Source organism: Cryobacterium sp. M15 (genome assembly GCF_002929675.1).
GTDB lineage: Bacteria > Actinomycetota > Actinomycetes > Actinomycetales > Microbacteriaceae > Cryobacterium > Cryobacterium lyxosi.
The window spans coordinates 115,895-140,806 of record NZ_PJJW01000041.1 but is presented as its reverse complement, the minus strand read 5'-3'; the positions used below and the strand labels follow the sequence as shown (position 1 = coordinate 140,806).

Annotated in this window: 21 protein-coding genes and 1 pseudogene; 11 read left to right on the top strand and 11 right to left on the bottom strand. The window is 65.7% G+C overall.

What is annotated here, in order from left to right; translation table 11 throughout:
• Positions 1–31 precede the first annotated feature (31 nt).
• The 6 genes from CXY83_RS15655 to CXY83_RS15630 all read left to right on the top strand — a co-directional run bounded on the left by CXY83_RS15655 (position 32) and on the right by CXY83_RS15630 (position 7,249).
• On the top strand, positions 32–1,252 hold the full coding sequence (locus tag CXY83_RS15655) for a type III polyketide synthase (protein WP_104198242.1): 1,221 nt from the start codon (positions 32–34) through the stop codon (positions 1,250–1,252).
• On the top strand, positions 1,253–2,098 hold the full coding sequence (locus CXY83_RS15650; protein WP_104198241.1) for a class I SAM-dependent methyltransferase: 846 nt from the start codon (positions 1,253–1,255) through the stop codon (positions 2,096–2,098).
• Positions 2,091–3,278, top strand: coding sequence for an NAD(P)/FAD-dependent oxidoreductase (locus CXY83_RS15645; RefSeq protein ID WP_104198240.1), 1,188 nt, complete (start codon positions 2,091–2,093; stop codon positions 3,276–3,278). Before CXY83_RS15650 ends, CXY83_RS15645 begins: the two co-directional genes overlap by 8 nt.
• A gap of 40 nt (positions 3,279–3,318) precedes the next feature.
• Positions 3,319–4,926 (top strand): methyltransferase, encoded by a 1,608-nt coding sequence (locus CXY83_RS15640; RefSeq protein ID WP_104198239.1) that lies wholly within the window; start codon positions 3,319–3,321, stop codon positions 4,924–4,926.
• A 33-nt stretch (positions 4,927–4,959) separates the two neighbouring features.
• The gene (locus CXY83_RS15635; protein ID WP_104198238.1) at positions 4,960–5,709 is read left to right on the top strand and encodes an SDR family NAD(P)-dependent oxidoreductase; all 750 of its coding nucleotides are present in this window, start codon (positions 4,960–4,962) and stop codon (positions 5,707–5,709) included.
• 127 nt (positions 5,710–5,836) lie between these two features.
• Positions 5,837–7,249 carry an NAD(P)/FAD-dependent oxidoreductase gene (locus CXY83_RS15630; RefSeq protein ID WP_104198237.1) on the top strand — a complete coding sequence of 471 codons (1,413 nt, stop codon included), beginning with the start codon at positions 5,837–5,839 and terminating at the stop codon, positions 7,247–7,249.
• A gap of 44 nt (positions 7,250–7,293) precedes the next feature.
• On the opposite strand, the gene CXY83_RS15625 is transcribed toward CXY83_RS15630, so the two are convergent.
• Positions 7,294–8,217, bottom strand: a complete 924-nt coding sequence (locus tag CXY83_RS15625) for a Pr6Pr family membrane protein (protein WP_146069959.1) — start codon at positions 8,215–8,217, stop codon at positions 7,294–7,296.
• A gap of 44 nt (positions 8,218–8,261) precedes the next feature.
• Here CXY83_RS15625 and rraA point away from each other — a divergent pair, with 44 nt between their 5' ends.
• Positions 8,262–8,729: a ribonuclease E activity regulator RraA gene (gene rraA, locus CXY83_RS15620; protein WP_104198235.1), complete on the top strand. Its 468-nt coding sequence runs from the start codon at positions 8,262–8,264 to the stop codon at positions 8,727–8,729.
• A 60-nt stretch (positions 8,730–8,789) separates the two neighbouring features.
• Here rraA and CXY83_RS15615 read toward each other — a convergent pair whose 3' ends face one another.
• Entirely contained in the window at positions 8,790–9,374 is a 585-nt protein-coding gene (locus CXY83_RS15615) for a PepSY domain-containing protein (RefSeq protein ID WP_158251906.1), read from the bottom strand.
• 174 nt (positions 9,375–9,548) lie between these two features.
• A complete protein-coding gene (locus CXY83_RS15610) occupies positions 9,549–10,427 on the bottom strand; it encodes a hypothetical protein (RefSeq protein ID WP_104198233.1) in 879 nt (292 codons plus the stop codon).
• 262 nt (positions 10,428–10,689) lie between these two features.
• On the opposite strand from CXY83_RS15610, the gene CXY83_RS15605 reads away from it, so the two are divergent.
• Positions 10,690–11,490 (top strand): nuclease-related domain-containing protein, encoded by an 801-nt coding sequence (locus CXY83_RS15605; protein ID WP_158251905.1) that lies wholly within the window; start codon positions 10,690–10,692, stop codon positions 11,488–11,490.
• 84 nt (positions 11,491–11,574) lie between these two features.
• Here the strand turns inward: CXY83_RS15605 and CXY83_RS15600 are convergent, their stop codons facing one another.
• A complete protein-coding gene (locus CXY83_RS15600; RefSeq protein ID WP_104198231.1) occupies positions 11,575–12,543 on the bottom strand; it encodes a DUF1524 domain-containing protein in 969 nt (322 codons plus the stop codon).
• A gap of 160 nt (positions 12,544–12,703) precedes the next feature.
• On the opposite strand from CXY83_RS15600, the gene CXY83_RS15595 reads away from it, so the two are divergent.
• On the top strand, positions 12,704–13,441 hold the full coding sequence (locus CXY83_RS15595) for a hypothetical protein (protein ID WP_146069958.1): 738 nt from the start codon (positions 12,704–12,706) through the stop codon (positions 13,439–13,441).
• On the opposite strand, the gene CXY83_RS15590 is transcribed toward CXY83_RS15595, so the two are convergent.
• Entirely contained in the window at positions 13,438–13,653 is a 216-nt protein-coding gene (locus CXY83_RS15590; RefSeq protein WP_134572642.1) for a hypothetical protein, read from the bottom strand. The genes CXY83_RS15595 and CXY83_RS15590 overlap by 4 nt on opposite strands.
• A gap of 336 nt (positions 13,654–13,989) precedes the next feature.
• Here CXY83_RS15590 and CXY83_RS15585 point away from each other — a divergent pair, with 336 nt between their 5' ends.
• On the top strand, positions 13,990–14,793 hold the full coding sequence (locus tag CXY83_RS15585) for a nuclease-related domain-containing protein (protein ID WP_158251904.1): 804 nt from the start codon (positions 13,990–13,992) through the stop codon (positions 14,791–14,793).
• Positions 14,794–14,802: 9 nt separating this feature from the next.
• On the opposite strand, the gene CXY83_RS15580 is transcribed toward CXY83_RS15585, so the two are convergent.
• From CXY83_RS15580 to CXY83_RS15555, 6 genes and pseudogenes are all read right to left on the bottom strand, one after another.
• Complete coding sequence (locus CXY83_RS15580; RefSeq protein ID WP_146069957.1) at positions 14,803–15,465, bottom strand: hypothetical protein; 663 nt, start codon at positions 15,463–15,465, stop codon at positions 14,803–14,805.
• A 135-nt stretch (positions 15,466–15,600) separates the two neighbouring features.
• Positions 15,601–17,355 carry an L-lactate permease gene (locus CXY83_RS15575; RefSeq protein ID WP_104198226.1) on the bottom strand — a complete coding sequence of 585 codons (1,755 nt, stop codon included), beginning with the start codon at positions 17,353–17,355 and terminating at the stop codon, positions 15,601–15,603.
• 51 nt (positions 17,356–17,406) lie between these two features.
• Positions 17,407–20,302: pseudogene (locus tag CXY83_RS15570) on the bottom strand (FAD-binding and (Fe-S)-binding domain-containing protein).
• Between the two features lie 89 nt (positions 20,303–20,391).
• Entirely contained in the window at positions 20,392–22,170 is a 1,779-nt protein-coding gene (gcl, locus tag CXY83_RS15565) for a glyoxylate carboligase (protein WP_104198225.1), read from the bottom strand.
• A gap of 16 nt (positions 22,171–22,186) precedes the next feature.
• Positions 22,187–23,086, bottom strand: a complete 900-nt coding sequence (locus CXY83_RS15560; RefSeq protein ID WP_104198224.1) for a 2-hydroxy-3-oxopropionate reductase — start codon at positions 23,084–23,086, stop codon at positions 22,187–22,189.
• A gap of 16 nt (positions 23,087–23,102) precedes the next feature.
• Positions 23,103–23,918 carry a hydroxypyruvate isomerase family protein gene (locus CXY83_RS15555; protein WP_104198223.1) on the bottom strand — a complete coding sequence of 272 codons (816 nt, stop codon included), beginning with the start codon at positions 23,916–23,918 and terminating at the stop codon, positions 23,103–23,105.
• Between the two features lie 192 nt (positions 23,919–24,110).
• Between CXY83_RS15555 and CXY83_RS15550 the strand changes: the two genes are divergently transcribed.
• Positions 24,111–24,872, top strand: coding sequence for an IclR family transcriptional regulator (locus CXY83_RS15550; RefSeq protein WP_104198222.1), 762 nt, complete (start codon positions 24,111–24,113; stop codon positions 24,870–24,872).
• The last annotated feature ends 40 nt before the right edge of the window (positions 24,873–24,912 follow it).

Genomic DNA, 24,912 nt, shown 5'->3' with positions numbered 1-24,912 from the left:
ACTCAATCAGAGCCACGTGCGACACTGGCTCATGGCCGTCACGCTAAGAGCGATCCAGACTGTAGTTCCCCCGACGATTCTGATTCAAGAGCAGGTGCGCGATATCTTCGCGGCCCAGCCGGGGCTGAGCCGACTAGCTCAACGGCTGGTCAGCACGAGTTTCAACGTGTCGGGCATCGAGACCCGACACACCGTCATCGACGAACTCACCATCGACAACGATGCGGCCGAACCACATTTCTTCGATGCGCGCCAGCAGCTTCTGCTGGTGCCGAGCACCAAAGTGCGCAACGAGCTCTACATCACCGAGGCCACCAAACTCTTCGTTGAGGCTGGCCGCCGGGCGCTCGCCGCCTGCCCCGACATCCGGCCCGACGATGTGACCCACGTCGTCACCGTCTCCTGCACCGGGTTCTACGCGCCCGGCCCCGACTACATGCTGGTGCGGGAGCTCGGGCTGAAGGCCAATACCCAGCGTTACCACCTGGGATTCATGGGCTGCTACGCAGCAATGCCGGCCCTTCGCACCGCAAAGCAGTTCGTCGAGGCTGACCCGAACGCGGTCGTGCTCGTGGTGAGCGCGGAACTCTGCTCGCTGCACCTGCGCACCTCGAACGACCCGGACACCATCGTTGCCTCCTCGCTATTTTCTGACGGTGCCGCCGCCGGCATCGTTAGCGCCAGAGCCCCGCTGCCCGGTGAGAAGGCCCTCGGCCTCGACCTGTTCGAAACGGTGATCACCCCGGTCGGCGAAGGCGACATGGCGTGGAAGATCGGCGATGAGGGCTTCGAGATGATTTTGAGTACTTATGTGCCGCACATCATCGACGAGCACATCGAGGGAGCCCTCGCCCCACTGTTCGCCCGCGATGCGTCAATTACCGCGCAGCTCGCGGCTCCGCTCCGCGAGGAAACGAGCGAATCAGCTGCGGGAGGTAGCGAGGCCGCCCATGTTCTCACCCTCGCGCCCCCGGCCTCGCTCAGCTCGGTGATCGAGCACTGGGCAATCCACCCCGGCGGCCGAAGCATTCTCGACAAGACCGAAGCAAAGCTCGAACTGCGCGCCGACCAGCTGAATCCATCGCGAGAGACTCTGCGCACCAACGGCAATATGAGCAGCGCGACCATTCTGTTCGTGATGAAGTCCATTCTCGACGGCGCGGCCACCGCCGATGGCGAACGGGTCTGCGCCATGGCGTTCGGGCCCGGCCTCACGGTGGAGTCCGGCCTGATGACTGTGATCGAGGGCTGAATGGCCCTTCCCTCGCTCCGCGTGCGGGCGCACAGGGCCGTGGAAATCATGGATTCTCCGCTGTGCGACCCGGCCATGCTCACCCGCACCTATCAGGATTTTCGCGTGGTCAATGCAGTCGTGTCTGGCTGGTGGAAGATCTATCGCCGCAGTATCCGCCCTGCTCTGTCGACGACGACCGAGATGACACTGCTCGACGTCGGCTCCGGGGGCGGCGACGTGTCGCGGGCGCTGGCTCGCTGGGCCGTGCGCGACGGCCTGCGGCTCAAAGTGACCGGCATCGATCCGGATGCCCGCGCGCACGTGTTCGCGACCAGTCAGCCGAAAATCGTCGGGCTGTCATTTCAGCGGGCGCTGAGTTCTGACCTCGTAGCCGACGGCGAGCGCTTCGACTTCGTGGTCTCGAATCACGTGCTGCACCACTTGAGCGTCGACGAGCTGAAAGGGTTGCTCTTGGATTCGGAGGCGCTCGCCCGTCGCCGGGCGCTGCACGCCGACCTCGAGCGGTCGAATTTCGCCTACCTCGGGTTCGCGGCGGCGACGTCGCCGTTCTTTCGGCACTCCTACATACGCCCCGACGGGCTCACCTCGATTCAACGCAGCTATACCGCCGAAGAATTGCGGGCGGTTGTGCCCGCCGAGTGGACCGTGTCGCGCGGCCTCCCCTCTCGGTTGGAGCTGCGCTGGGAAGCTCCGAGGCAGCCGGCAACGACCGCGGCTGAGTCCGCGCTGCAAGAAGCGCCACCTGCGCCGGATGCGCCACCTGCGCCGGATGCGCCAGGGCCTGCGGGCAAACGATCAGGGCCTGACTCGGCGTCAGAGGCGGAAAGCACATCGGATGCGTGACGTGCTTATCGTCGGTGGGGGACCGGTGGGCACGATGCTCGCCTGCGTCCTGGCCGTCGGTGGGCTCGACGTCGAGGTACTCGAGCAGCGTGCGCAGCCGTCGCTGCGCTCGCGGGCGATCGGCATCCACCCGCCGTCGCTGCGGGCACTCGCCGCAATCGGCGTTGCCGACGCCCTCCTTGAGCGAGCCGTGCGCATTCGCGCGGGGGAGGTGCGCTCCGACGGCCGTAAGCTCGGGCAGCTGTCGTTTGAACGGGCAGCGCCGGGATATCCGTTCGTGGTCGCCCTGCCGCAGTACGAGACGGAGGCCCTGCTGCGCGCGCGGTTCGACGAGCTCCGGCCCGGACGATATCGCAGCGGCGTGACGATGACCGGTGTGCGCGACCACGGCGACGCCGTCGCGGTGTCCACCGATTCCGGCCCGATCGAGGCTCGCTATGTGATCGGGGCCGACGGAGCGCGCAGCCGGGTACGCGAGGCGGCGGGCATCGCGTGGCGGCAGCTCGGGCGCAGCGAAACCTATCTCATGGGCGACTTCGTCGACACTGCCCCGACGAGCACGCATCCGGACGACGCCGGCGCGGTGCTCTATTTCGAGCGCGGTGGCGTGGTCGAGTCGTTTCCGCTGCCCGATGGTCGTCGCCGCTGGGTGGCGATGACCGATTTTCTCGCAACGGATGCCGACAGCGCCGACCTGGCCGCGCTTATCCGTCATCGAACGGGGGTGCGTGTGGTCGAACCCCTCGGGGCCGCCAGCGCGTTCGCCGTACAGCAAAGGCTGGCCCGGCGCATGCATTCGAAATCGCTGCGCGTTCCGGGCGGGCCGATGTCCGGTCCCCGCGCTGCGGGCCGCATCGTGCTGGTTGGGGACGCGGCGCACGAGATCAGTCCGATCGGCGGGCAGGGCATGAATCTCGGCTGGCTCGACGCCGTTGCACTCGCACCGGCGCTGCAGCGGGCGTTGCTCGATCCGGCGGCGGCGGCATCCGTTTTGGCAAAATATGACCGCACCCGTCGCAGTGCAGGGCGTCGCGCTGCCCTGCAGGCCGGATTCAACATGAATATGGGCCGCCCCGCCCACGGTGCGCGGCTCCGCGCCCGCAACGCCGTCGTGCGCTCACTCACGTTGGCGCCGGCCAACGAGGTCGTTGCCCGCGCGTTCACCATGCGCTGGCTGTGACTGGTGCGGGCGCCGGCCGCTCATCGAGTTGAATAGGTGAGTGACTTCTGCAACTCTCATACCTCGCCTCCGCACCGACCTCGCTGCCGCCCACTTCTCGGTTCCCGGCCTGACCGGCCTGTGGGGGATCGAAGCGGATGCCGCGCTGCACCGCAACCAGCGGGTTCCGGCCCGGCGGGCGCTCGCCGCCCTTGCTGTCAAACTCGGCCGAAACGAGCCCGCCGCGACCCTGGCCCGGCTGTTCCTGCTCGGTGACCCGGTTTCGGTCGCTGACCTCGACGCCGCGCTGCCGTCGCTCGGGGCTGCCGGCGCTCGGGAGCTTGGTCTTGTGGCCACCGACGATGACTCGCGCGTGCGCCCGCTCGTCGACCTGCGCCCGTATAGCTTCATCGACGCCCACGGCGCCGACAGCTGGTGGATCGTGAGCGATCTCGGGGAGCTGGCGCTTGGGCATGCGCTCGGCGAAACCCATGTTCTCGGCATCGGCGGGGCGTCCCTCACCCTGAGCGGACTCATGATGCCGAACCCGGTGGAGCGCGCGCTCGACATCGGCACCGGCTGCGGAATCCAGGCCATGCATGCCTCCCGGAACGCCGAGCATGTCGTTGCGACCGATATCTCGGTGCGGGCGCTCGAGCTCGCGGCGCTGAACGCGACGCTCAACGAGATCGACAATATCGAGTTTCGGTTCGGCAGCCTGTTCGAGCCGGTGGCGGGGGAGAAGTTCGATCACATCATCTCGAATCCGCCGTTCGTGATCACCCCCCGGGCCGAGGGCGTGCCGAGCTACGAGTACCGCGACGGCGGAATGGTCGGCGACGCGCTGGTCGAGGCCGTCGTGCGCGGGGCCGCCAGCCACCTCACGCCCGGCGGCGTCGTGCAGCTGCTCGGCAATTGGGAATACCACGGCGAGACGGATGCCTTCGAGCGGCTCGAGCGCTGGCTCACGCCCGCGACGCTCCCGGGGGCCGGCGCGCCCGCGACATTCCCGGGGGCCGCACCAGCGGCATCCTCGCCGGCACTCGACGCCTGGATCATCGAACGCGAAGTGCAATCGCCAGGCCAATACGCCGAAACCTGGATTCGCGACGGCGGCACCCGGCCCGGCCCCGACTTCGACCGGCTGTACGACGCCTGGTTACAGGACTTCGACGCGCGCGGCGTGCGCCGGGTCGGGTTCGGCTACCTGCTGCTGCGGCTGCCTCACGCGGGTCTTGCCGCCCCCACCCTGCGTCGCCTCGAACGGATGCCCGATGCCCTCGGCCACAACCCGGCCGGCCTCGGCGCGCACCTCGCCGAGTGCCTCGCCGCCCACGACTGGCAGGTTCAAGCGGAGGACGCGCTCCTGTTGCGCACGCGGCTCACCGTGGCCTCCGACGTCACCGAGGAACGCCACTACTGGCCCGGTCAGCAGGATCCGACGCTCATGACCCTGCATCAGGGCAGCGGATTCGGTCGCTCGGTTCCCCTCGACACGGCCCTGGCCGGGCTGGTCGGAGCCTGCGACGGCGACCTCGCCGTCGGCGCCATCATTGGCGCTCTCGCCCAGCTGCTCGCGGCGGACGAGGCAGCGCTCACCGTCGAACTCCTGCCGAAGGTACGCGAGCTGCTCGTCGACGGCTTCCTGTTGTTGCCCCAGCCCGCCTAGGGCAGCGGCCCCGCCCCGCCCATAACTCCTGCAATGTGCACACGCCCCAGAAAATTCGGCCACAAATTGCAGGAGTTATGCGCCGGGCGCGGGGCGTCGGGCGCGGGGCGCCGGGCACGGGGTGGCGGGCGCACCGCGCTTGTCACCCGGGCGGGGAGCGCCACCGGCATCGGCTTCGCTGCAGCACGGATGCTCGGTGAACTCGGCGCCCGGGTGATTCTCACCGGAACGACGGCGCGGGTATTCGACCGCGCGGAAGAACTCACCGCCGACGGCCTCGATGCCGTTGGAATCGTCTGTACCCGCGACTCGGCCGCCGGCGCTGCGGGGCTGGAGGCGGCCCTCACCGCGGGCGGGCACAAGCCGACGATTCTCGTGAACAACGCCGTCGGCGACGCCGCGATGGGCCACGGCGACATTCTCACCAGCCCCGCCGAGTGGGATCGGGGCCTTGCCAGCAACCTGTCCACGGTCTTTCACGCCACGCGCACCGTGACCAGTTTCACGCGCGCGGCCGGCTGGGGCAGCGTTGTGACGGTGTCGAGCGTGAGCGGAACCATCATGGCGAGTCGCGGCGATGTCGCCTACGCCGCGGCGAAGGCCCGCTTGGTGGGGCTGACCCGAGCCCTCGACCTCGCCGTCAACGAAGCCGGTGCCGGCATCACCTCCAACGCCGTCGCCCCTGGCTGGATCGCGACCGGCTCCCAACTCACGAGCGAGGCCCTGGCAGGTGCGCTCGTACCGGCTGGTCGCAGCCGGTTCACCGGTCAGTCGGTCAGATGACTGACTAACGACCTTCAGGATAAAGTGTCAGCCCGCACGGTCTGCGGTAGTTTGGACTCATGACTGGCGCCGTACTGAACAACCACGGGCGAGCGCCCGAGATCAGCCGTTCTGAAACAGACCGATCGTGAATCGGCGCACTTTTCTGCTCGGCACGGCGTCGGGATTTTCGGTCTTGGCGCTCGCAGCGTGCGTGACGCCGCAGCCGGTGCCATCACCGTCCGTGACACCATCCACGCTGACACCGTCGATCGTGCCCCAGCCGCTCACGGTCTCCCGCACCAACTGGTCGAGCGACCCCTTCTCCCGCGGATCCTTCAGCTACGCCGCCGTCGGAGCCACTCCCGAGCACCGTGTGGACCTCGGTCAGTCCGTCGACGCCCGCGTGTTCTTCGCCGGTGAAGCTACCGCGGCTGAGGAGCCCGGAACCGTGCAGGGCGCGCGTGCCTCTGGCCTGCTGGCGGCCAGCCAGGTACGTGACGTCGCGGCCCCGGGAGAACGCATCACCGTCATTGGTGCCGGAATTGCCGGCATCACGGCGGCTCGCCAACTCGTCGACGACGGCTTCAACGTGGTCGTCATCGAGGCGCGGGACCGCATCGGCGGGCGTATCGACACCGTCAGTGGCGACTGGCCGTTTCCGATCGAACGGGGTCCCTCGTTCGTGCATCGCACGTCGGTGGATTTTCTGGACGACGAACTGACCGCCCTCGGGGTGAGGCTCTTACCGTTCGCGCGCACGCCAGAGGTGCGTACCCGGGCCGGGGCTGTCGTGGACGTGTCGCCGCTGGGTGCTCAAGCCGTAGCCGGCGCCCTCAGCTGGGCGGCCAGTCAGCAGCAGGATGTCTCGGTCGAACGCGCCCTGATCGATTCGGGCGAGGCCAGCCTGTCGAAGACCCCGAACGCCGAAGGCCTCTCGGATGCCGACTGGCTCGAGTACGAAATCGCTACGAAACTCAAGGTCGAATCCGGGGCCACCCCGAGCCAGCAATCGGCCTGGTACACAACCGACATCGCGAGTACCGACGACGATCAAATCGTGATCGGCGGATACTCGACCCTGCTCAACAGCGATGCGGAAGGCCTCGAACTGTTGCTCTCCAAGGTGGTCAACCGTGTGGCCCACGACAACAACGGCGTGAGCCTGCGCCTCGGCACCGGTGAGTCGTTGTCCGCCGATCGAGTCATCGTGACCGTGCCGCTTGGCGTGCTGAAGGATGCGGCGATCGAATTCTCGCCGGCGCTGCCGTTTTCTCACCGAGGTGCCATCGCCGCCCTTGGCATGGGCGTGGTCGATAAGATCTGGCTGCGCTTCGACGTGCCGTTCTGGGACACGTCGGCCAGGCTCTGGACCATCGTGGGCGAAGACGCCGACTTTCCGGTTTGGATCAACATGATGCCGCTCACCGGCGAACCCGTTCTGATGGGCCTGGTCGCCGCCGAAAACGCGACGAGGCTATCCGAGCTCGATGATGACGCCTTTCTCGCGGCAGCGCTCACCGGCCTCGAGCCGTTCCTCGCGGTGCCTGACGCGAAGTAGCCGAACGTCAAGTAGCCACACGTCAAGCAGCCAAAGCGGAAGGCTCAGGCAGAGTTGCGCCACGGCGGAAGAAGATGCCGCGGCATCCGCTTCAGCCGGGTGATCCCCGTGAGCAGCGCCGCAATTCCGGTGATGATCATCACGATGATCAAGCAGTACAACACGGTCTCGCCGGGGCCGTTCACCTGCCGGGCGTCGAGAAAAAAGTAGGGGTACCAGCCCACGATCGGCCCACGAATGAGCGTGAAGACTAGCCAGAACACGGGAAAAACGATGGCCCAACCGAGATATTTCCACGGCAGGCGGGCCTTATACGGGTCGACGACCCAGTCGATGAGGGCGAATACCGGAATCACGAAGTGCAGAAACTGGCTCGACCACGGCACCTCGATGGAGTAGTTCGCGCTGGAGGACTGCCAGACGATGATGCCGTAGACCACGCCCGAAACCAGAATATAGGTCGTGACCATGGCCCGAAGCATGTCGAGCCAGGCCGGGTCGGTCGGCCGTCGCAGCGCGACAACGGCAGCCGACATGAAGACGAGAATCGATACGATGGCGCTCTGCACCGTGAAATAGCTGAAGAAATTCGCGATCGCGAACGTGGACACGCCGAGTGTGTACTGAAAATATCCGATGAGGGCAACGAGTCCCGTCGCGGTCAATCCCAGGCGCGCCACACCGAACGCGGTCCGCGCTCTCATTCCCGTACCCTGGCAGGGCTCGTGCGCGCGGTCATGCACTAACGCTACGCCAGCGCCGGGGAGCGACCATCCGCAGGAGATGATCAGAAACTCGCCCTCGACGGTGGCAGCGGCATCACTCACCTTGAGGGCGGTCACGGCGGCGCAGCACGGTGCGGTTTTCAGCCAGGGCAGCATGCATATAACGGATGCTTTCCACCCCTCGATCTCGACACTGCCTTCGGGTTGGTTATGAGCGCAGGTGTGCACGGTTACGGCAGGCACGAGGCCGGGCCCTACTCTGGAAGCACCGAGACCCTGGAGGAACAATGACCGTTTTGACCGCCGATTTGTATGATGAGCGTGGCGACGAGCTGCAATCCGTACCCCTGCAGTTTCAGACGATCGGCGGACGAGCCCGGTTCAGCGGCCCCATCCGCACCGTCACCTGTTTCGAAGACAACGCGCTGCTCAAGTCGATCCTGTCCACGCCGGGTAATGGGGCGGTGCTCGTCATCGATGGCGGCGGCTCACTCAACACGGCGCTCATGGGCGACATGATCGCCGACCTCGCCGTGGCGAACGGCTGGTCCGGCGCGATCATCAACGGTGCCGTGCGTGACCGTATCGCTATTGGAGCCCTCGACCTTGGGGTGAAAGCCCTCGGCAGTAACCCGCGTAAGAGTTCCAAGACCGGGGCCGGTGTAGCGGATGCTGTCGTCGAGATCGCTGGCGTCGTCTTCACGCCCGGACGCACCGTCTACTGCGACGAAGACGGCATCCTGGTCGAGCGCTAACGACGTCGAACGCGTGTGGCGCTGAGCGAATTCGCTCAGCGCCACACGCGAAAACGGGTCTTACTGCTGCACGTCGTCGATGCTGACGACGACGAAGTTGGCGTCGAGGTCGACGTCGCGGTCGGTGCCATCATCGACGGTGACCTCAACCTCGTAGAGGTGGTTCCAGTCGTCGTCCCGGTCGAAGTCGGTCACCCGGCCGCTGCCGATCGCAGCGAGAGCGGCGGCCTCAGCGCTGGCTCGCTCGCTCGCCGCCTGGTCGATGGCACTCGTGTCGGCTTCGGCGCTAGGGGTGGCGTCGGGCGTGGATGAGCTGCTGCTGGTGCTTGAACTGTCGGAGTCGTCAGTGTCGAAATCGCCAACCCACACCACATCGAATGCATCGTTGAGCTCAACGTCGACGGTCCTGCCGTCGTCGAGGCGCAACTCAAGGTCATAGGCGCTTCCGCCGTCATCATTGCGTTCGGCCTTGGTCACGGTGCCGGGGCCGACCCCGGCCATGGCTGCATTGCTCGCGCGGTCGAGGGTCTCGCCGGTGAGCGGGCCGTCATTGTCGTTGCCGCTCACGGCCAGGGCAGTGCCGGCGCCGGCGAGTAGTAGAACTACGCCTGCGGCGGCAGCGATGAGAATATTCTTCTTATTCATGGTGCAAGTGCCTAACGTCGGTGCCCCCAGAAGCCGGAGACCGAACGGCCGTGCCCAAGTTGCTTGGTTCAGCATAAGCGAAGAAATGTACGCCCCTTTTATGCCGGCGCAAGCCCCAGTCGATTCCCGGGAAGATCATGCAAGCGCCGTTGACCTGCCAGCGCGGTCGGCCGGTCAGAGGCGGTTCAACGCATCCGTTGCGGCGAACTGTTCGAGCACGGCCCGCACCTGAATAGACGCCTCGGTGCGCCCCGATCGTACGTCCGGGATGCGCAGGGCCGGAAGCTCGCCCGGCGTCGGAAAATTCGTGTAGGCATCGCGCATGAATCGGTCGAGGCGCTCACCCACCTTGGGATCCTCGGTCCACGTCCGCGGAAGTCGGGCCGGCTGGCTGAGCGGATCAAAACCGAGCAGGGCTACCCGCGTAACGGATGCCGCGGTTGCGCTTGCGTCGTCCAGGGGCAGCGGGCGAGCCATGCGCACTCCGGCGAAGACCACTCCGGTGCCAAGCAGCAGCCAGGCGATGGGAAGGATCGCCTGCATGCTGACTTGACCGCCGGTGACCAGGACAAAGAAGTAGGCGAAGACCCAGACCACCGGGGACAGCAGCATAAGAGCGACACCACCTCGACGAATGGATCGCGAGCGTTGTGATCGAGACGCGGTCGTGCCCAGCTGACTCGTGGTGAAGGCTTCGCGCTGTGCCGACGAGATGACCTGGCTGGCATCGAACCGCCAGGCGGCGGTGATGGCTTCATCGCGAGCGGCGATCGCCTGGCTCAGCAGGGCTGCTCGGGGAGCCCAATCACAGTATTTCTGACCATCGAGCGACTGCATCCACAACCGATAGTTGATGTGACGCTGCTCGCTGACTCCTTGCTGGGTGGCGTAGGACGTCGCCGAAGCAGCGGCGGTCGCCCGGGCGTTCGTCGTGAAGGAGGTTTGCTGGCCCTCCGGTAGCTCCGGTGACGTGCTCGCATTGAACGCGACCACGGCGGCCGTCGCTGCGGCCTGCGTGTTTGTGACAGCGCGCGACAGATCATTGTCGATCATGGACTTCCCCTGGACATTTTTACGACTGGAGGCAACATGCCTTGCTGGTCGTGCCGTGGGGTTGCTGTCGAACAACCGGGCCCTGTCATCGTGGCACACCCCGTGGGGTGGCAGGCTATCCGGGCCGATGCCTCCCCCCGTACTGGGGTGTACGAAGTTCTCGGAACGCGGTAATTCAGGCACCTGGTGTGCGCACCGCCCGATCGGGGGCTGCTCCAACTGGCTGCCGGGCGGTTATATTCAAGCACCGAACAGGAGAACCGTGACAATCGATGCGCCCATAATGCGACTGCGGTGCCCCGCGCAGTCGATCATAGAAGTGCTCCTCCTCGAGCAACGGCTGGTTGCCCCCCGCCGGAAGCTGGAGCGCCTGGTCGGTCGGTCGCCGCTCGGCGCCGACAGCGTGCGTTGCCTCGACGCCGCCCGGGCGGAAATCGCCGTGGGGCTCGCGCTGGCCGAGCTGCCTCGGGGATGGATCGTCTTCCATTCCCTGCCGGTGGGCGACAGCGGCGCCGACGTCGACCACCTCGTGATCGGACCCGGCGGCGTATTCGCCCTCCATTCTGACCGTCAGGCGCGCAAATCTGTACTGGTCGCCGGACGCAGCGTACTCGTCGGCGCCCGAAAGATTCCGTATATAAGGGAGGCCGAATTCGAGGCGGTCAGTCTCACCACCCTGCTTTCCAAGCGGATGCCGAGCACAGTGTCGGTACGGGGTGTCGTCGTACTCGTCGATACCAAACGTGTGACCGTGCAGACGCAGCCGTCGCGGGTAAAAATCATCGAGGCCACCGACCTGTGTACCTGGTTGCAGGGGCTCCCCTCCGTACTAGCCCCCCTAGACCGGTTGGAAATTACCCGATTCGTCGAGAACCCCGCGCTCTGGCAGGCGCTCACAGCACTGAAGCCGGCTGAGATTCTGCAGCGCTTTAGCGAGCTCGAGGCAGAAGTGGCCCACGCGCGATACACCCGCCTGCGATGGATGACACTCGGAATAGTTCTCAGCACACTTGGTGCCCTGCATGTGCTGCTGCTGCTTCCGCAGATTGCCAGCGCTCGGTAGCCGCGCCGGAACCAAAGGGTCGAGCCCTGCAGAAGTGGCGCGACACTATGCGAGCGCACGGCGCAAAGCGGCTTCTGCGAGGGACTATTCGCAGCCGGCGCCGTCGCCGTCGCGATCGAGATGGCCGCCGTAGCCGGGGTCACCGACGTGAACCGGGGCCGCACCGGACTCACGGGCCGCGGTGCAGTTGTGAAAATAGACGTCGCGCGGAGTCTCGGCGACCGGCGCCGACGTAGGCGCGACGACGGCGTCCGTCGTCGGGGTCGTCGTCGTCGTCGTCGCGAGTTCGTTGGGGCAGTTGGACAGGATGCGCGTCATCGCATCGTGTTCGGCGGCGGTCACCCACAGCGCATAGGTCGCCTTCACCGAAACCTGCCGTGCTACGTAGGCGCAACGGAAGGTTTTCAGCGGCGGCAACCAGGTGGCCGTGTCGCCGTCACCCTTGCGTGAATTGGTCACGCCGTCAACGGCGAGCAGATTGAGGGGATCATTGGCGAGCGCCACCCGCTGTTCCTGCGACAGCTGCTGCGCTCCGGTCTGCCAGGCATTGGACAGTGCCACGAGGTGGTCGATCTGCACGAGCGACGAGGTCGCCCGCCCGCGCACGAAGGTGATGGTCAGGCCGGTGTACGGTCCGAGCAGGGTGCCGCCCTGCACCTCGCAGCCGCCCTCGACCACGAGGGCGCTCAGGTCGCGGGCCAGGATGTCGTTGCGGGTGTCGCATCCGTTCTGGTCCACGTCTTGCCAGGCCGATCCGAAACTTTCCTCGCGGTCGTAGCCGGTCTGGGGCGCGCGCCCCTTCACCGGCAGGGTCTCCAGCACGGAAAGGGCCGCGATGTCGGTCGTGGCCGTCGCTTCGGCGGTCGAATCGGGCGTCGAATCGGGCGTCAGTGCGGGTTCGGCTGTCGCTGTTGGCAGCGCGCTGGTTGTCGGGACGGCCAGGTTCGACGAGACGGATGATCCCGCCACCGCGGTTCCCACCAGGATCGCCCCGAGCACACCCACGACCAACCCCATCACCAGAAATGATCGGGTCGAGCGTCGAACGGTCATGATGCTCCTTCTGGCCGCACGGCACGACCCTCCGAATATACGTGGTGTGGCGCGGGCGCCTCGCAACGGGGCAAGATTCGTTTCGAAAAACGTCCCCCATTCTGGGGGTCTTGCGACAGGGGTGGCACTGGCAAGATATAGAACCCGGCGAGGAGCACTGATGATTCATATACTCTCCACGTGGCGGCGTCCTTCGACGCCCCCGGAACCACTCGAATCGAATCGCACCGCAACGCCACGATCATTGGTAGGACCAGCCTGGCTGCCCGGCTATGCGCCCCGCCCTGCGGTCACGCCGATCGACCTGGCGTTGGCCAGAGCTCGCAGTGAATCGGCCATCGACACGCTGCTCGCGGCGCTTCCCGAAAACTGGGCCGCATTCACGTTACCCAGGTTCGGCGGTGATGGCGCGGGCGTGATGCGCCTGCTAGTGGGCCCCGGCGGGGTTCTTGCCCTGCATGCACGACTGTTCGACGGCCAGATCGCCTGGGTGCACCGACAGACTGTGCTCGTTGCCGGGCAGCGCTCGCCGGATCTCACGGTGGCCACAGCCGGCGCCAACCGCCTCACGGTGCTCCTGCGCGGTCGACTGCCGCTGCGCACCGCGGTGCAGCCCGCACTCGTGCTGCTGGGCACCCGCGCGCTATGGATCACCGGCCGTTCGGGTTGGGTCAAGTCGGGTTTGGGCACGGCCGGGCCGACCAAAATGGCCTCTGGCCGGACACCATCGGTGCCGGTGCCGGTGCTCGGTGCTGCAGCGCTCGGCGACTGGCTGGTCGCACGCCCACAGGTGCTACGCCCGATCGAACGAATGGAACTCGCCGCCGTGATCGACAACCCGCTGACCTGGGGTATTCGTCCGACGATCCTGCCCCAGCCCGGTAGCGTGGGGGTCTAGCGCACGCGCTTCGTCGGGCCGTGACCCTTGGCCGACAGCAGTCGCGCGCGCACCGAGAAAGCGCCACCGACGACGAGCGAGACCACGGCGGCCGGTAGGATCACGTCGACGAACTGGTTACTCGAGAGCAGGTTGGCCAGCAGCAGAAGCACGGCCAGGCCGCTGAAGGCGAGTCCCGCGATCGCGCAAACAGTGAAAGTCAGGTGTTTCACGAGTGAATCCAATCGGTGGGGTGATTTCAGGCTAGCCGACGTTGCCCTACTTAGTGGGGGAGGCCCCGGCAGGGGACGCCACCTTATATTGACAGCAAATGCTTTGCACCAGCCTCGGGGTCGCCTCGGAGCGTGAATGAGTATTACTTACGATTTGCTAACTAAAGCTGTGGCGCAGCCGATTGTTAGGACGGAATCGGCAGGTGTCGGTGGCACGATGATACGGGGTTCGAACCCGTGGTGAGGCAAGTGAACGTGGCTATGACAACTCTTGGTGCTGGAATGCAGGCTCATGATCACGAGCCGGCAGTCTCTGTGGCGCGCAGCATGCCCCCGGTGTCCATAGCCCCGGGTCGGTTCGCCGGTCAATCCGTTGTCGAGGAACTGCTGCGCCAGCACGAAGACCGGCCGCCGCAGTCCTGGTTCGCACGCACCCTGGGTGTCGCGCCGCTCGATGCGAATGGACTGGGCTGGCTTCGCGCTGCGCAGGCCGAGATGATTGTCGGCGACATTCTCACACGGCTGCCCGATGACTACAGTGTTTATCATTCCCTGCCCATTCGCAGTACGGCGTTCTGGGTCGACCACCTCGTCGTGGGTCCGGGAGGGGTCTTCTCGATCAACGCGAAAACTCACTGGGACCGCGACCTGACCGGGTCGCCGCGCTCGATTCCCATCGGCAACCACGCCATGCCGTACCTGCGTGATGCTCGGTTTGAATCGGCCCAGATCACCGCGTTGTTGGCGGCGGTGATGCCGGCAGCGAGCGTTGTTGAACCCATGATCGTGCTGGTCAACCCGCACAAAATTCTGCTTGACCGCAAACCCAATGCCGTCACAGTCATCGATTCGCCGCGACTGCGCCGGTGGCTCGTGGCGCGCCCGCGAACGCTCACCCCGGAACAGCAGGCCGCGGTCACCGCGCTCATCGACGACCCCGCGACCTGGCGAGCAGCTCCCCAGCGGCTTGCGCCAGCGCACCTGCACGCCCGGTTCACCGCACTCGAACAGCAGGTCGCGGCCGCCCGAACGCGGCGTACCACGTTCACGGTGCTCGCCGCCGCGGCGGCCGCGACGTTGCTCGCCGCCTGCACATCGCCCCTCATCGTCGCTGCCGTGGAGTACCTCGCCGTACGCTGAGCCAATGGGTCAGGCGAGGCGCTCGAGAACCGTGCCCTCGCGCATCCGCTCGACGCGTACGACGTGGTCGCGCAGGTCGCGCACCCCGCGCGCGATGGCGAGTTCGGCGATGTCCTGTCCCTTGGTCACCGCGTGAGAACGGGTCGGGTGCCGGTAGTCTTCGATCGATTCGAAGGTGCCCCGCCCGCGCGGCTCCTTGTTGTGCCGATGCGCGAAGCCGGAGTTGATCGCGCTCAGCTCGATCTCGTCTTCGTGGGCAGCGACCAGGCTCCTGGTGTTCACGGTGATCACCGTGTGGGCATCGTCGCGATAGGAGCGGGCATTCAGCAGGTCGCGCAGCAGCCGTGGCTGCAGGTGAAAGAAGACGCGGTCGTTCAGCGCCGCGTACCATTCGGCCAATGTCATGTCTTCGAGGGCGTCTTCGAGCGACGGCTCATGGATGGCCTTCTGGTGACGGATGACCGCGGTGCCGAATTGGGCATGCTCCAGCACGCGCGACTCGCCTCGGCGCTTGCCCAGAATGGCAGCCTGAGGGGCACCCTGCTTGACGCCCCATCGGGTGACGAGCGCGGCTGGACTGAGCAGCCCGTGCCGCCAGATGGCGGGCCAGCTTCCATCGGCGGCCACGTGGTAGAGCTCGGGGTACAGCCGAATCAGATCGCGAGACAACACATTTCGAGCGTACTCGTCGCCGGAGCGGCCCCGAGCCAGCCCGAAAGTTCGCCGTCGGCACCGTCGGCACCGTCGGCGCATTCGGCGCAGGCAGCCGGGGCAGCCGGGGCAGGTCGAGCGTCGTGAGCGCCGCCGTCAGGGCACCATCCAGCTGAGCACGGGGGTGGATTGCAGCCAGATCAAGAGGGTCATCAGCACGAGAAGGCCCAGACTCCAACCGATCAGCTTGCGGAGCAGCGCGCTCTCCGCCCCGGCGAGCCCCACGGCAGCCGCGGCCACTGCAAGATTTTGCAGCGAGAGCATCTTGCCCAGCACCCCGGCTGAGGAATTCGCGGCAGCCATCAAGACCGGCGAGAGGCCAGCCGAGTTGGCGGCGGAGACCTGCAACTGCCCGAACAGGGAGTTGGACGAGGTGTCGGATCCCGTCAACGCCACACCGATCCATCCCAGCAGAGGGGAGAGTAGGGCGAAGAAACCGCCGGTGGAGGCGAGGGCGACGCCCAGCGTGCTGGCCTGTCCGGACAAATTCATCACGAATGACAGGGCGAGTACGGCGGTGACGGTGACGATGGTCCAACGCAGCTGCATCAGGGTTTCCCGGTAGATCCGCAGTCCCTGGCGAGGCGTGATCTTGTACAGGGCCATCAAGACCGCACCGGAGATCAGCACGGATGTGCCCGCTGCTTTGAGATGGTCCAGTTTGAAGAGCTGAGCGACAACCGGATTGCCGGCCGGGTCGATCACATCCAGTCCCGGCCACCGGAACGTCACGCTGCCGAAAGCGGTCAGCCAGGCCTTGACTATCGGCACTTGGGCAATCGAGAAGATCGCGATGATGATCAGGTAGGGAGCGATGGCCGTCCAGACCTGGCGGGCGGCGGGCCGCATCGTTTTCATCGGCGCCGCGTCGATCGATGACGTTGCCACAGCGAAGGAGGAAGCGGCAGCGGACGCCCCGGCCCGAGCCGCCAGCGCACCGCCGTTGTGGGCGGCGCCGGTGCGCACCCGCAAGTCATCCAAGGGTGAATTGGTGGCTGTCGCTGACAATCCGATGGTTTCGCGCGGCTGCCAGAACCGCAACATGGCCAGCACGGCGGCGATGGTTGCGAGGGCGGCAATCACGTCCACAAGTTCGACGGCGAGAAAGTTGGAGGCGAAAAACTGTGCCACCGCGAAGACAACGCCGGCGACTACCGCCACCGGCCAGGTCTGTTTCACGCCGCGCTTGCCGTCGACGATGAAGACCAACACGAGCGGTACCAGCAGGGCCATGAACGGGGTTTGCCGACCGATCATCGACGCGAGGTCATGAATGGGGAGCCCAGTGACGCCGCTGAGGGCGATGATCGGTGCCGCCACCGATCCAAAAGCCACCGGGGCAGTGTTTGCAAGGAGGGCCACCATCGCCGATTTGAGCGGTTTCATGCCGGCGGCCAGAAGCATGGCCGCAGTGATGGCCACCGGTGCCCCGAAACCAGCCAGTGCCTCGAGCAGGGCGCCGAAGCAGAAGGCGATCAGGATCGACAGAATCCGCATGTCATCGCTAATGGAACGGATGGTGCGTCCGAGTACCTCGAACCACGGGGTCGCGACGGTCAGCTTGAAGATCCACAGGGCGTTGATCAGGATCCACAGGATCGGGATCACTCCGTAGACGGCTCCTGCTCCGACGGCGCTGAGTGTCTGGCCGAGGGGCATCTGCCAGCCGACCAGGGCGAGCATAACGGACAGCAGCAGGCTGGCCAGGGCGGCCTTGTGCGCCTTGACCTTGAAAACGCCCAGCAGCACGAAGAGAAGAATGAGGGGCAGGGCCGCGCAGATGGCCGAAAAGACCAGGGATCCAGCGATCGGATCAATGATCTGCTGAAATGGTGCATCGACTAATTTCACAGAAAAACTCCTTTGTTTTCAAGTGGTGGTGCGTGTTGGAGCTTCAGCTCACTAGGGTCGCGTCACCTCCTCCAGGATTTCGAGTACGTGGCGATACGGTTTGCCGGTGGCACGCGTCATTCCGAGTTCGCAGGTGCGGTTGCAGGAGGCGTGGGCGGTGGCGCCCATGGCGACGACGTCCGCGGCCTGAGCGCGGGTGGCAGATGCGGTGAGTTCAGGATGGAGCATTCCTCGGTCGCCGGCGAACGCGCAACACCCCCAATTCTCAGGGATCTCGACGCGTTCGGCGATGGCGTCGGCGATGGTGTCGAGGGCCGGGTTGATGCCCATTCGGGTCGAGGAGCAGGTGGGGTGCAGCGCGAGAGACTCGATTTTTTGATACCCCGGCAGGCTCGGCAGAATGTGGGTGGCTGCGAACTCCACCGCGTCGATGACGGTCAGGGGCCGCGCGCTGGTATCGCCCTCGATGATGTGGCGAAGGCCCTCGGTACAGGAGGAGGCATCACAGATGACGGGCAGGACGCCCTCGCCGGTGGCGGCGCGCAGTACGGCAAGGGTTTTTTGGCTCATCGTGGCGAGCCCGTCGGCCATGCCCTTGGACGACCATGGTGTGCCGCAGCACAGCGCGTCGATTCCGGCCGGAACGAGAAGGGTGATACCGGCGCGTTCGCACAACTGCTCGAAGCCGACCTGCACGCCGCAAGTTCCCGTGGTGGCCGGACCGAACATTGTCTGCACGCAAGCGGGAAAATAGACAGCCTGCGGCGCATGTGTTGGCACGGTACGCTGCCGGGTGGTTTCCGACGGTGGATTACGCATGTCTGGTTTCGCTTTCTTCGACTGTGATGGACGGGCGTGCTTTAGGCGCAGTCGTCACCGCCCGATGTTTGCGGCTGGCGCCGCCACCGGGCAGTTCGGGGGAATAGAGGGGCACGGCGTCTGTGCCGAGCACGGCGCGGGCCAGCTTGTTGGGTACGAGGATGACGTCGACGGGTACCGTGCGAACCACACTCAAGGCCACGCCGGCAACCCGGGTCACGGCGCCCCAGTTCTTCGCGGCAACATTCCAGATGGCCTTCTCGACCGGGTTGGCGTCATCTCGGCGCAGGCGTTTCATGAGGTCGCCGGTGTTGATCGTCACCGGGCAGGCTGTCTGGCACATGCCGTCGGCGGCGCAGGTCTGTACGGCGTCGTACTCGTAGTCTTTCTCCAGCTCGGCCACGAGGGCGAGATTGCCATCGAGCCGGGCCTGTTCGATTGCACGCAGCGACACGATGCGTTGCCGGGGGGTGAGCGTCACATTACGGCTCGGGCAGACCGGTTCGCACCAGCCACACTCGGTGCAGCGGTCTACTTCGCTTGCCACGGCTGGGATGGCCTTGAGATCTTTGAGGTGCGCGTTCGGGTCGTCATTGATGAGCACACCCGGGTTGAGCAGGCCGGCCGGGTCGAACAATACCTTGATGCGCCGCATGACGTCATAGAGCTCGTCGCCGTATTGGCGTTGCACGTAGGGTGCCATGACGCGCCCGGTGCCGTGCTCGGCTTTGAGCGAACCACCCTCGCCGAGTACGAGGTCGACCAAGTCTTCGGTGAACCGGCTGAACCGTTCCAGCCCGGTCGGGCTGCCGAAATCGTCGGTGAGCATGAAGTGTACGTTGCCGTCTTTGGCATGACCGAAAATCATCGAATTCTCGTATTCGTACTTGGCAAATAGTCGCATGAGCTCCATGCAGGTGCGGGCGAGCGCCGGCACGGGGACCACGATGTCTTCGAGCAGGGCGCTCGTGCCCTGCGGCCGGGTGCCGCCCACGGCTGGGATGATCCCCTTGCGCAGGTACCACAGTTGGCCGCGAATGCCCGCATCGGTCGTGAAATCGGCCGGCAGGGTGAGATCCAGCATGTTGACGGTCTGCATGCCGGTCTCGAGCAGCTGCGCCAGTTTCTCGGACGACTCGGCGTGGTATTCCACGAGGAGGGCGGCATGCTCCTGAACAACGAGGTCGAGCACGATGGCCGGGGCACCGGGCATCTGCTGCCCCACAGTCAGCGATAACGCGTCCATCAGTTCCAGGGTGGCCGCGCCGGTCGCCACAAGGGCCGGCAGAGCGGCTGTGGCGGCCTCGAGCCCGGGAAACACGAGCAGCGCCGTCGTCACGTGCGGCAGTTTGGGCACGGTACGAAAAACCGTCTCGGCCACGAAGCCCAGCGTGCCCTCGCTGCCCACAATCAGGTGCGCGAGCATGTCCACCGGCCGGTCGAAGTCCAGAAGAGAGTTCACGCCATAACCCATGGTGTTCTTCATCGAGAACTGCTGCCGAATGGTGGCGACGGAGGCCGGATTGCTCCGGGTGCGCCGTGCCAGTTCGAGCAGGCCGTTATATAAAACCGGCTCCCGCTTGTGGAGCTGATCGTCGGCATCCGCTGCACCGGTGTCGACGACGGTGCCGCTAGGCAGCACCACGACGACCGATTCGAGGGTCTGGTAGGTGTTGTCGACGGTACCGCACGCCATTCCGGAGGAATTGTTGGCCACGACGCCGCCGATGGTTGCGGCGGACTCGCTCGCCGGGTCGGGCCCGAACTTGCGGCCGTACTTGGCCAGCCGGGTGTTCACGGCCCGCACGGTGGCGCCCGGCTGCACCCGCACCCGCAGACCCTCGTCGAGCACCTCGATGTTTTTGAAGTTGCGACGCACATCGACCAGGACCCCGTCGGTGATGGCCTGCCCGCTCAGGCTGGTGCCTCCCGACCGGAACGTGAGGTGCACACCCTGTGCGGCAGCAACGCGCAGGAGCGCGCCGACCTCCGCAGCGTCCGTGGCCACCACGACCGCCTGCGGGATCAGCAGGAAGTGCGAGGCATCGTGGGCATTGGCGTAGAGGTCGATGGCCCGGGTCTTCACCCGGGCCGGATCGGTCACGGCCGTGCGGAGGGCTCCGAACACGGGACTGCCGGTCTGGGCACTAACGGTTGTTGTACTCACAAGAACTCCTTTGTTCGTGAATTGCACGTGCACTCAGTCAATGGGGCGAGTCAGGCCGTAAAGGACAGCGCGGTGGGTACATCCGCCGCTGTCTCAGCCAGGGCTTCGAACTCGATCACGGCGTCGATCTCGGCGGCGGCCATGGAGATATTCGTGACCCGCTCGAGGATGACCTCGACGACCACGGGTACCCGGAACTCGGCCATCCATTCCCGAGCCTGGGCGAACGCTGCCTGCAGATCGTCGGCTTCGCGCACCCGGATGGCCTTGCAGCCGAGGCCCTCGGCCACCTTGACGTGGTCGACGCCGTACCCCTCGAGTTCGGGCGAGTTGATGTTCTCGAAGGCGAGCGACACCTGATAATCCATGTCGAACCGGCGCTGCGCCTGCCGGATCAGGCCGAGATAGGAGTTGTTCACGACGATATGGATGTACGGGATGTGGAATTGGGCGCCCACCGCCAGTTCTTCGATCATGAACTGAAAGTCGTAGTCGCCGCTGAGCCCGACGACCGTTTTCGTCGGATCGGCCACGGCTACGCCGAGGGCGGCGGGCAGCGTCCAGCCGAGGGGACCGGCCTGGCCGCAATTGATCCAGTGCCGCGGGTGGAACACGTTCAGAAACTGTGCCCCGGCAATCTGGGAGAGCCCGATCGTGGTCACATATCGGGTCTCGGTGCCGAATGCCCGATTCATCTCCTCATACACGCGCTGCGGCTTCATCGGTAGGTTGTCGAAGTGGGTCTTGCGCTGCATCGTGTTCTTGCGGTGCACGCAGCTCTCGACCCAGCTCTCCCAATCGGGCAATCCGCCTTCGGCCTGGTAGCGCCGTGCGAGTTCAACCAGACCGCGAAGGGCAGCCCCGGCATCGGAGACGATGCCGAAGTCGGGGGAGAAGATGCGCCCGATCTGGGTGGGTTCGATGTCGATATGAATGAACGTGCGACCCTTCGTGTACGTGTCGAGGCCTCCAGTGTGCCGGTTGGCCCAGCGGTTACCGATGCCGAGAACGAAATCCGATTCGAGCATGGTCGCATTGCCATAGCGGTGCGAGGTCATCAGTCCCACCATGCCGGCCGCGAGCCGGTGGTCGTCCGGAATGCTGCCCCAGCCCATCAGCGTGGGAATCACCGGAATATTCAATACCTCGGCGAGCTGCACCAACTCCCTTGAGGCATCCGCGTTGATCACGCCGCCACCGGCGATGATCACCGGGCGCTTGGCCTGCAGCAGCATCGCGAGTGCCTTCTTCAGCTGGGCAACCGATGCCGCGGGCCTGGCCACCGCCAGTGGCTCATAGGTGTCGATGTCGAACTCGATTTCCGTGAGCTGCACATCGATGGGCAAGTCGATCAGCACCGGGCCCGGGCGGCCGGAGCGCATCAGGTAGAACGCTTTCTGGAAGACGCCGGGAACCTGCCCGGCCTCGAGCACGGTGACGGCCATTTTGGTGACGGGGGCCGCAATAGAGGCGATGTCGACGCCTTGGAAGTCTTCCTTGTGCAGCTTGCTCACCGGCGCCTGGCCGGTGATGCAGAGGATGGCCGTGGAGTCGGCCCACGCGGAGTAGAGCCCGGTCATCATGTCGGTGCCGGCCGGTCCGGAGGTGCCGATACACACGCCGATGTTGCCGGCTTTGGTGCGGGTGAATCCCTCGGCCATGTGCGAAGCGCCCTCGACGTGACGGGCCAGGATGTGGTCGATGCCGCCATGGGCGCGCATAGCGGAGTAGAACGGGTTGATGGCGGCGCCCGGAACGCCGAAGGTTTGGGTAGCTCCCTCTTTCTCGAGGATGGCGACGGCAACGTCGACTGCACGCATTTTAGACATGTGGTTCTCCTTGGAGCTAAATAGTTGGTGGGTCGACGTGTGAGCGGCCGGACATCTGCTCGACCAGTAACAGCAGAGCCGAGTGATCGAGCGAACCGTGGCCTTCGGCGCGCAGGGCGCCCATCAGCTGGGCCACCACCGCACCCAGCGGAATGGCGACACCGGCGGCGCGGGCGGCGGCGGTGACGATGCCGAGGTCCTTGTGGTGCAGGTCGACCCGGAAACCCGGTTCGAAGCGGCGTTCCAGCATCGAGGCGGCCTTGCGGTCCAGGATGCGATTACCGGCCAATCCGCCGGCGAGAACCGTGACGGCGGCCTGGGTGTCAACCGAGTGGGCCTCCAGAAAAACGAGCGCCTCGGAGACGAGCTGGATGGTACCGGCGACGATGAGCTGGTTAGCGGCCTTGACCGTCTGGCCGGACCCGGCCGGACCGACGTGTACAACGGTGCTGCCCATCGAGTCGAGCACGCCGCGAACGGCCTCGACGTCGGCGGCATCCCCACCGACCATGATCGACAGGGTGCCCTCGATCGCCCCGGCCTCACCGCCGGAGACGGGGGCGTCGACGGCTTTGAGGCCGGCTTCCCGTGCGGCATTGGCGAGGCGAACGGTGACGTCGGGACGGATGGTGCTGGTGTCAATCCACGTGGCGTCGGCCGGGGTGTTGGCGAAGACGCCGTCCGGGCCGTCGACGACGTCTTCGACATCGGGCGAGTCGGGCAGCATCGTGATGACCACATCGGCTTCCCGCACGGCTTCGATGATGTTGGCCGCGCCGCGGCCGCCCGCGGCGACCAATTGATCGATCCGTGCCGGACTGCGGTTGAAGCCGATGACGTTATGGCCGGCCTTGACGAGATTGATCGCCATGGGAAGGCCCATGATTCCCAGGCCGATGACGGCAACATTGATCATTTTCGTTGTCCTTTTCTCACTGGTGGTGAATGCGCGTGGTCGGTTGGACAGCTTCGAGCCAGGCGAACGGATCTGCTGCGGCCGTCTTGTACTCAAGCCCGATGACGCCCTGGTAGCCGAGCTCCTGACTATGCGCGAGCCACTCCTGAATCGGCAACGTGCCCGTTCCTGGTTCGCCGCGGCCCGGTGCATCGGCAATCTGGATGTGGCCGAATTCGTGTGCGTGCTCGATGATCACGGCGTCGACGTCGTCGCCGTTGACGGCGAGGTGGTAAAAGTCGGCGAGCAATTTGATGTTCGTGTCGCCGGTCTCGGCGCGTACCCGGTCGATGACGGCCAGCACGTCGGCCGCCGTTCGCAGGGGATACCTCGGTGCACCGCTCACCGGCTCCAGCAGCACGGTGCCACCGATCGGGGCGACGGATCGCGCGGCGAGGGAGAGGTTTTCGACAGCGAGCTCGTCTTGTTCCTCGGCGGCGACGCCGTCGATGCGGTTTCCGTAGAGGGCATTGAAGGACGTGCAGCCGAGGCGCCCGCCGATACCGGCCGCGACCGCCAGGTTGTCGCGGAACTCGTGGGAACGGGCGGGCCAGGAGACCAGGCCCCGGTCTCCGGCCGGCATGTCCCCGGCCGCGAAATTCAAACCGGTCAGCCGAACATCGGCATCCGTGATCGCGTTCTCAAAGTCGGCAATGTCCGATTCGGTGGGAACCGCGGCGGCAAAGGGCCACCAGAACTCGACCGCGTCGAAGCCGGCGGCCTTGGCGGCGGCCGGGCGCTGGAGCAACGGCAGCTCGGTCAGCAGGATGGAGCAGTTTACGGTGTACGGCATGGGCGTCCTTGCTCGAGTCGACAAATCAGTGACTTCGTTCCAGATAATTTCGTATCGTGGAAGTTAGTTTCTGTTATACGAAAAGAATAGGGTCGGTGCGGCCCCGCGTCAACTGCTGTGTACTCTGAAGAACCCGGCGACGATTTTCGCAGTGCAGAAATCCGTTGTCACACACGGTCTGGAGGCTGGCAGATGGCGGAACGCGGCGCTGGTAGCGGTGTGCAGTCCGTAGAACGGGTTTTCGAGCTCCTGGAGCTGATCACGGCTGCCGGTGGAGAGGTGATGCTGAGTGAGCTCGCGGCCTCTACCGACCTGCCGCTGCCCACCATCCATCGACTGCTGCGCACGCTGATGGCCAAGGGGTACATCCGCCAGCTCGCCAATCGGCGGTACGTCCTGGGCCCCGGACTCATTCGCCTCGGAACGGCAGCAAGCCAGCAGCTTGGCGTTCTCGCCGGCCTGCAACTTCGGTCGCTGGTCGATCAGCTCGGGGAGACGGCGAACATGGCCGTTCTCGATGCCGACATGGCGCTGTACATCGCCCAGGCTCCGTCCAAACACTCCATGCGCATGTTCACGGAGGTCGGCCGACGCGCGCACACTCACGCCACCGGGGTCGGCAAGGCGATTCTGGCGCAGCTGGGCGATGACGCCGTGCGCGCCATTATGGCCAGGACAGGCATGCCGACGCCCACGACCATGAGCATCGGAACGGTGGATGATCTACTGGTGGACCTGGCTCAAATCCGGGAACGCGGGTACTCCATCGACGATGGCGAGCAGGAACTCGGTGTGCGCTGCTTCGCGATGGGGGTTCCGAATGCGCCGACGCCCACCGCCATCAGCGTGTCCGGGCCGGTGTCGCGGGTCGATGATGCGTTTGCGCAGCGTGCCATTCCCGCTCTGCGCGCCGCTGCGGACTCCATTTCTCTGGACCTGAACCCCGCAGCCTAAGTGGCATCGGGCGCGGGGCCGCACCGCACTTCCGCTCAAA

Bases quoted from the DNA above. Each gene is read 5' to 3' on its own strand.
- CXY83_RS15655 (WP_104198242.1), top strand. From the start codon at position 32: ATGGCCGTCACGCTAAGAGCGATCCAGACTGTAGTTCCCCCGACGATT.
- CXY83_RS15650 (WP_104198241.1), top strand. From the start codon at position 1,253: ATGGCCCTTCCCTCGCTCCGCGTGCGGGCGCACAGGGCCGTGGAAATC.
- CXY83_RS15645 (WP_104198240.1), top strand. From the start codon at position 2,091: ATGCGTGACGTGCTTATCGTCGGTGGGGGACCGGTGGGCACGATGCTC.
- CXY83_RS15635 (WP_104198238.1), top strand. From the start codon at position 4,960: ATGTGCACACGCCCCAGAAAATTCGGCCACAAATTGCAGGAGTTATGC.
- rraA (WP_104198235.1), top strand. From the start codon at position 8,262: ATGACCGTTTTGACCGCCGATTTGTATGATGAGCGTGGCGACGAGCTG.
- CXY83_RS15615 (WP_158251906.1), bottom strand. From the start codon at position 9,374: ATGAATAAGAAGAATATTCTCATCGCTGCCGCCGCAGGCGTAGTTCTA.
- CXY83_RS15610 (WP_104198233.1), bottom strand. From the start codon at position 10,427: ATGATCGACAATGATCTGTCGCGCGCTGTCACAAACACGCAGGCCGCA.
- CXY83_RS15600 (WP_104198231.1), bottom strand. From the start codon at position 12,543: ATGACCGTTCGACGCTCGACCCGATCATTTCTGGTGATGGGGTTGGTC.
- CXY83_RS15595 (WP_146069958.1), top strand. From the start codon at position 12,704: ATGATTCATATACTCTCCACGTGGCGGCGTCCTTCGACGCCCCCGGAA.
- gcl (WP_104198225.1), bottom strand. From the start codon at position 22,170: ATGTCTAAAATGCGTGCAGTCGACGTTGCCGTCGCCATCCTCGAGAAA.
- CXY83_RS15560 (WP_104198224.1), bottom strand. From the start codon at position 23,086: ATGATCAATGTTGCCGTCATCGGCCTGGGAATCATGGGCCTTCCCATG.
- CXY83_RS15555 (WP_104198223.1), bottom strand. From the start codon at position 23,918: ATGCCGTACACCGTAAACTGCTCCATCCTGCTGACCGAGCTGCCGTTG.
- CXY83_RS15550 (WP_104198222.1), top strand. From the start codon at position 24,111: ATGGCGGAACGCGGCGCTGGTAGCGGTGTGCAGTCCGTAGAACGGGTT.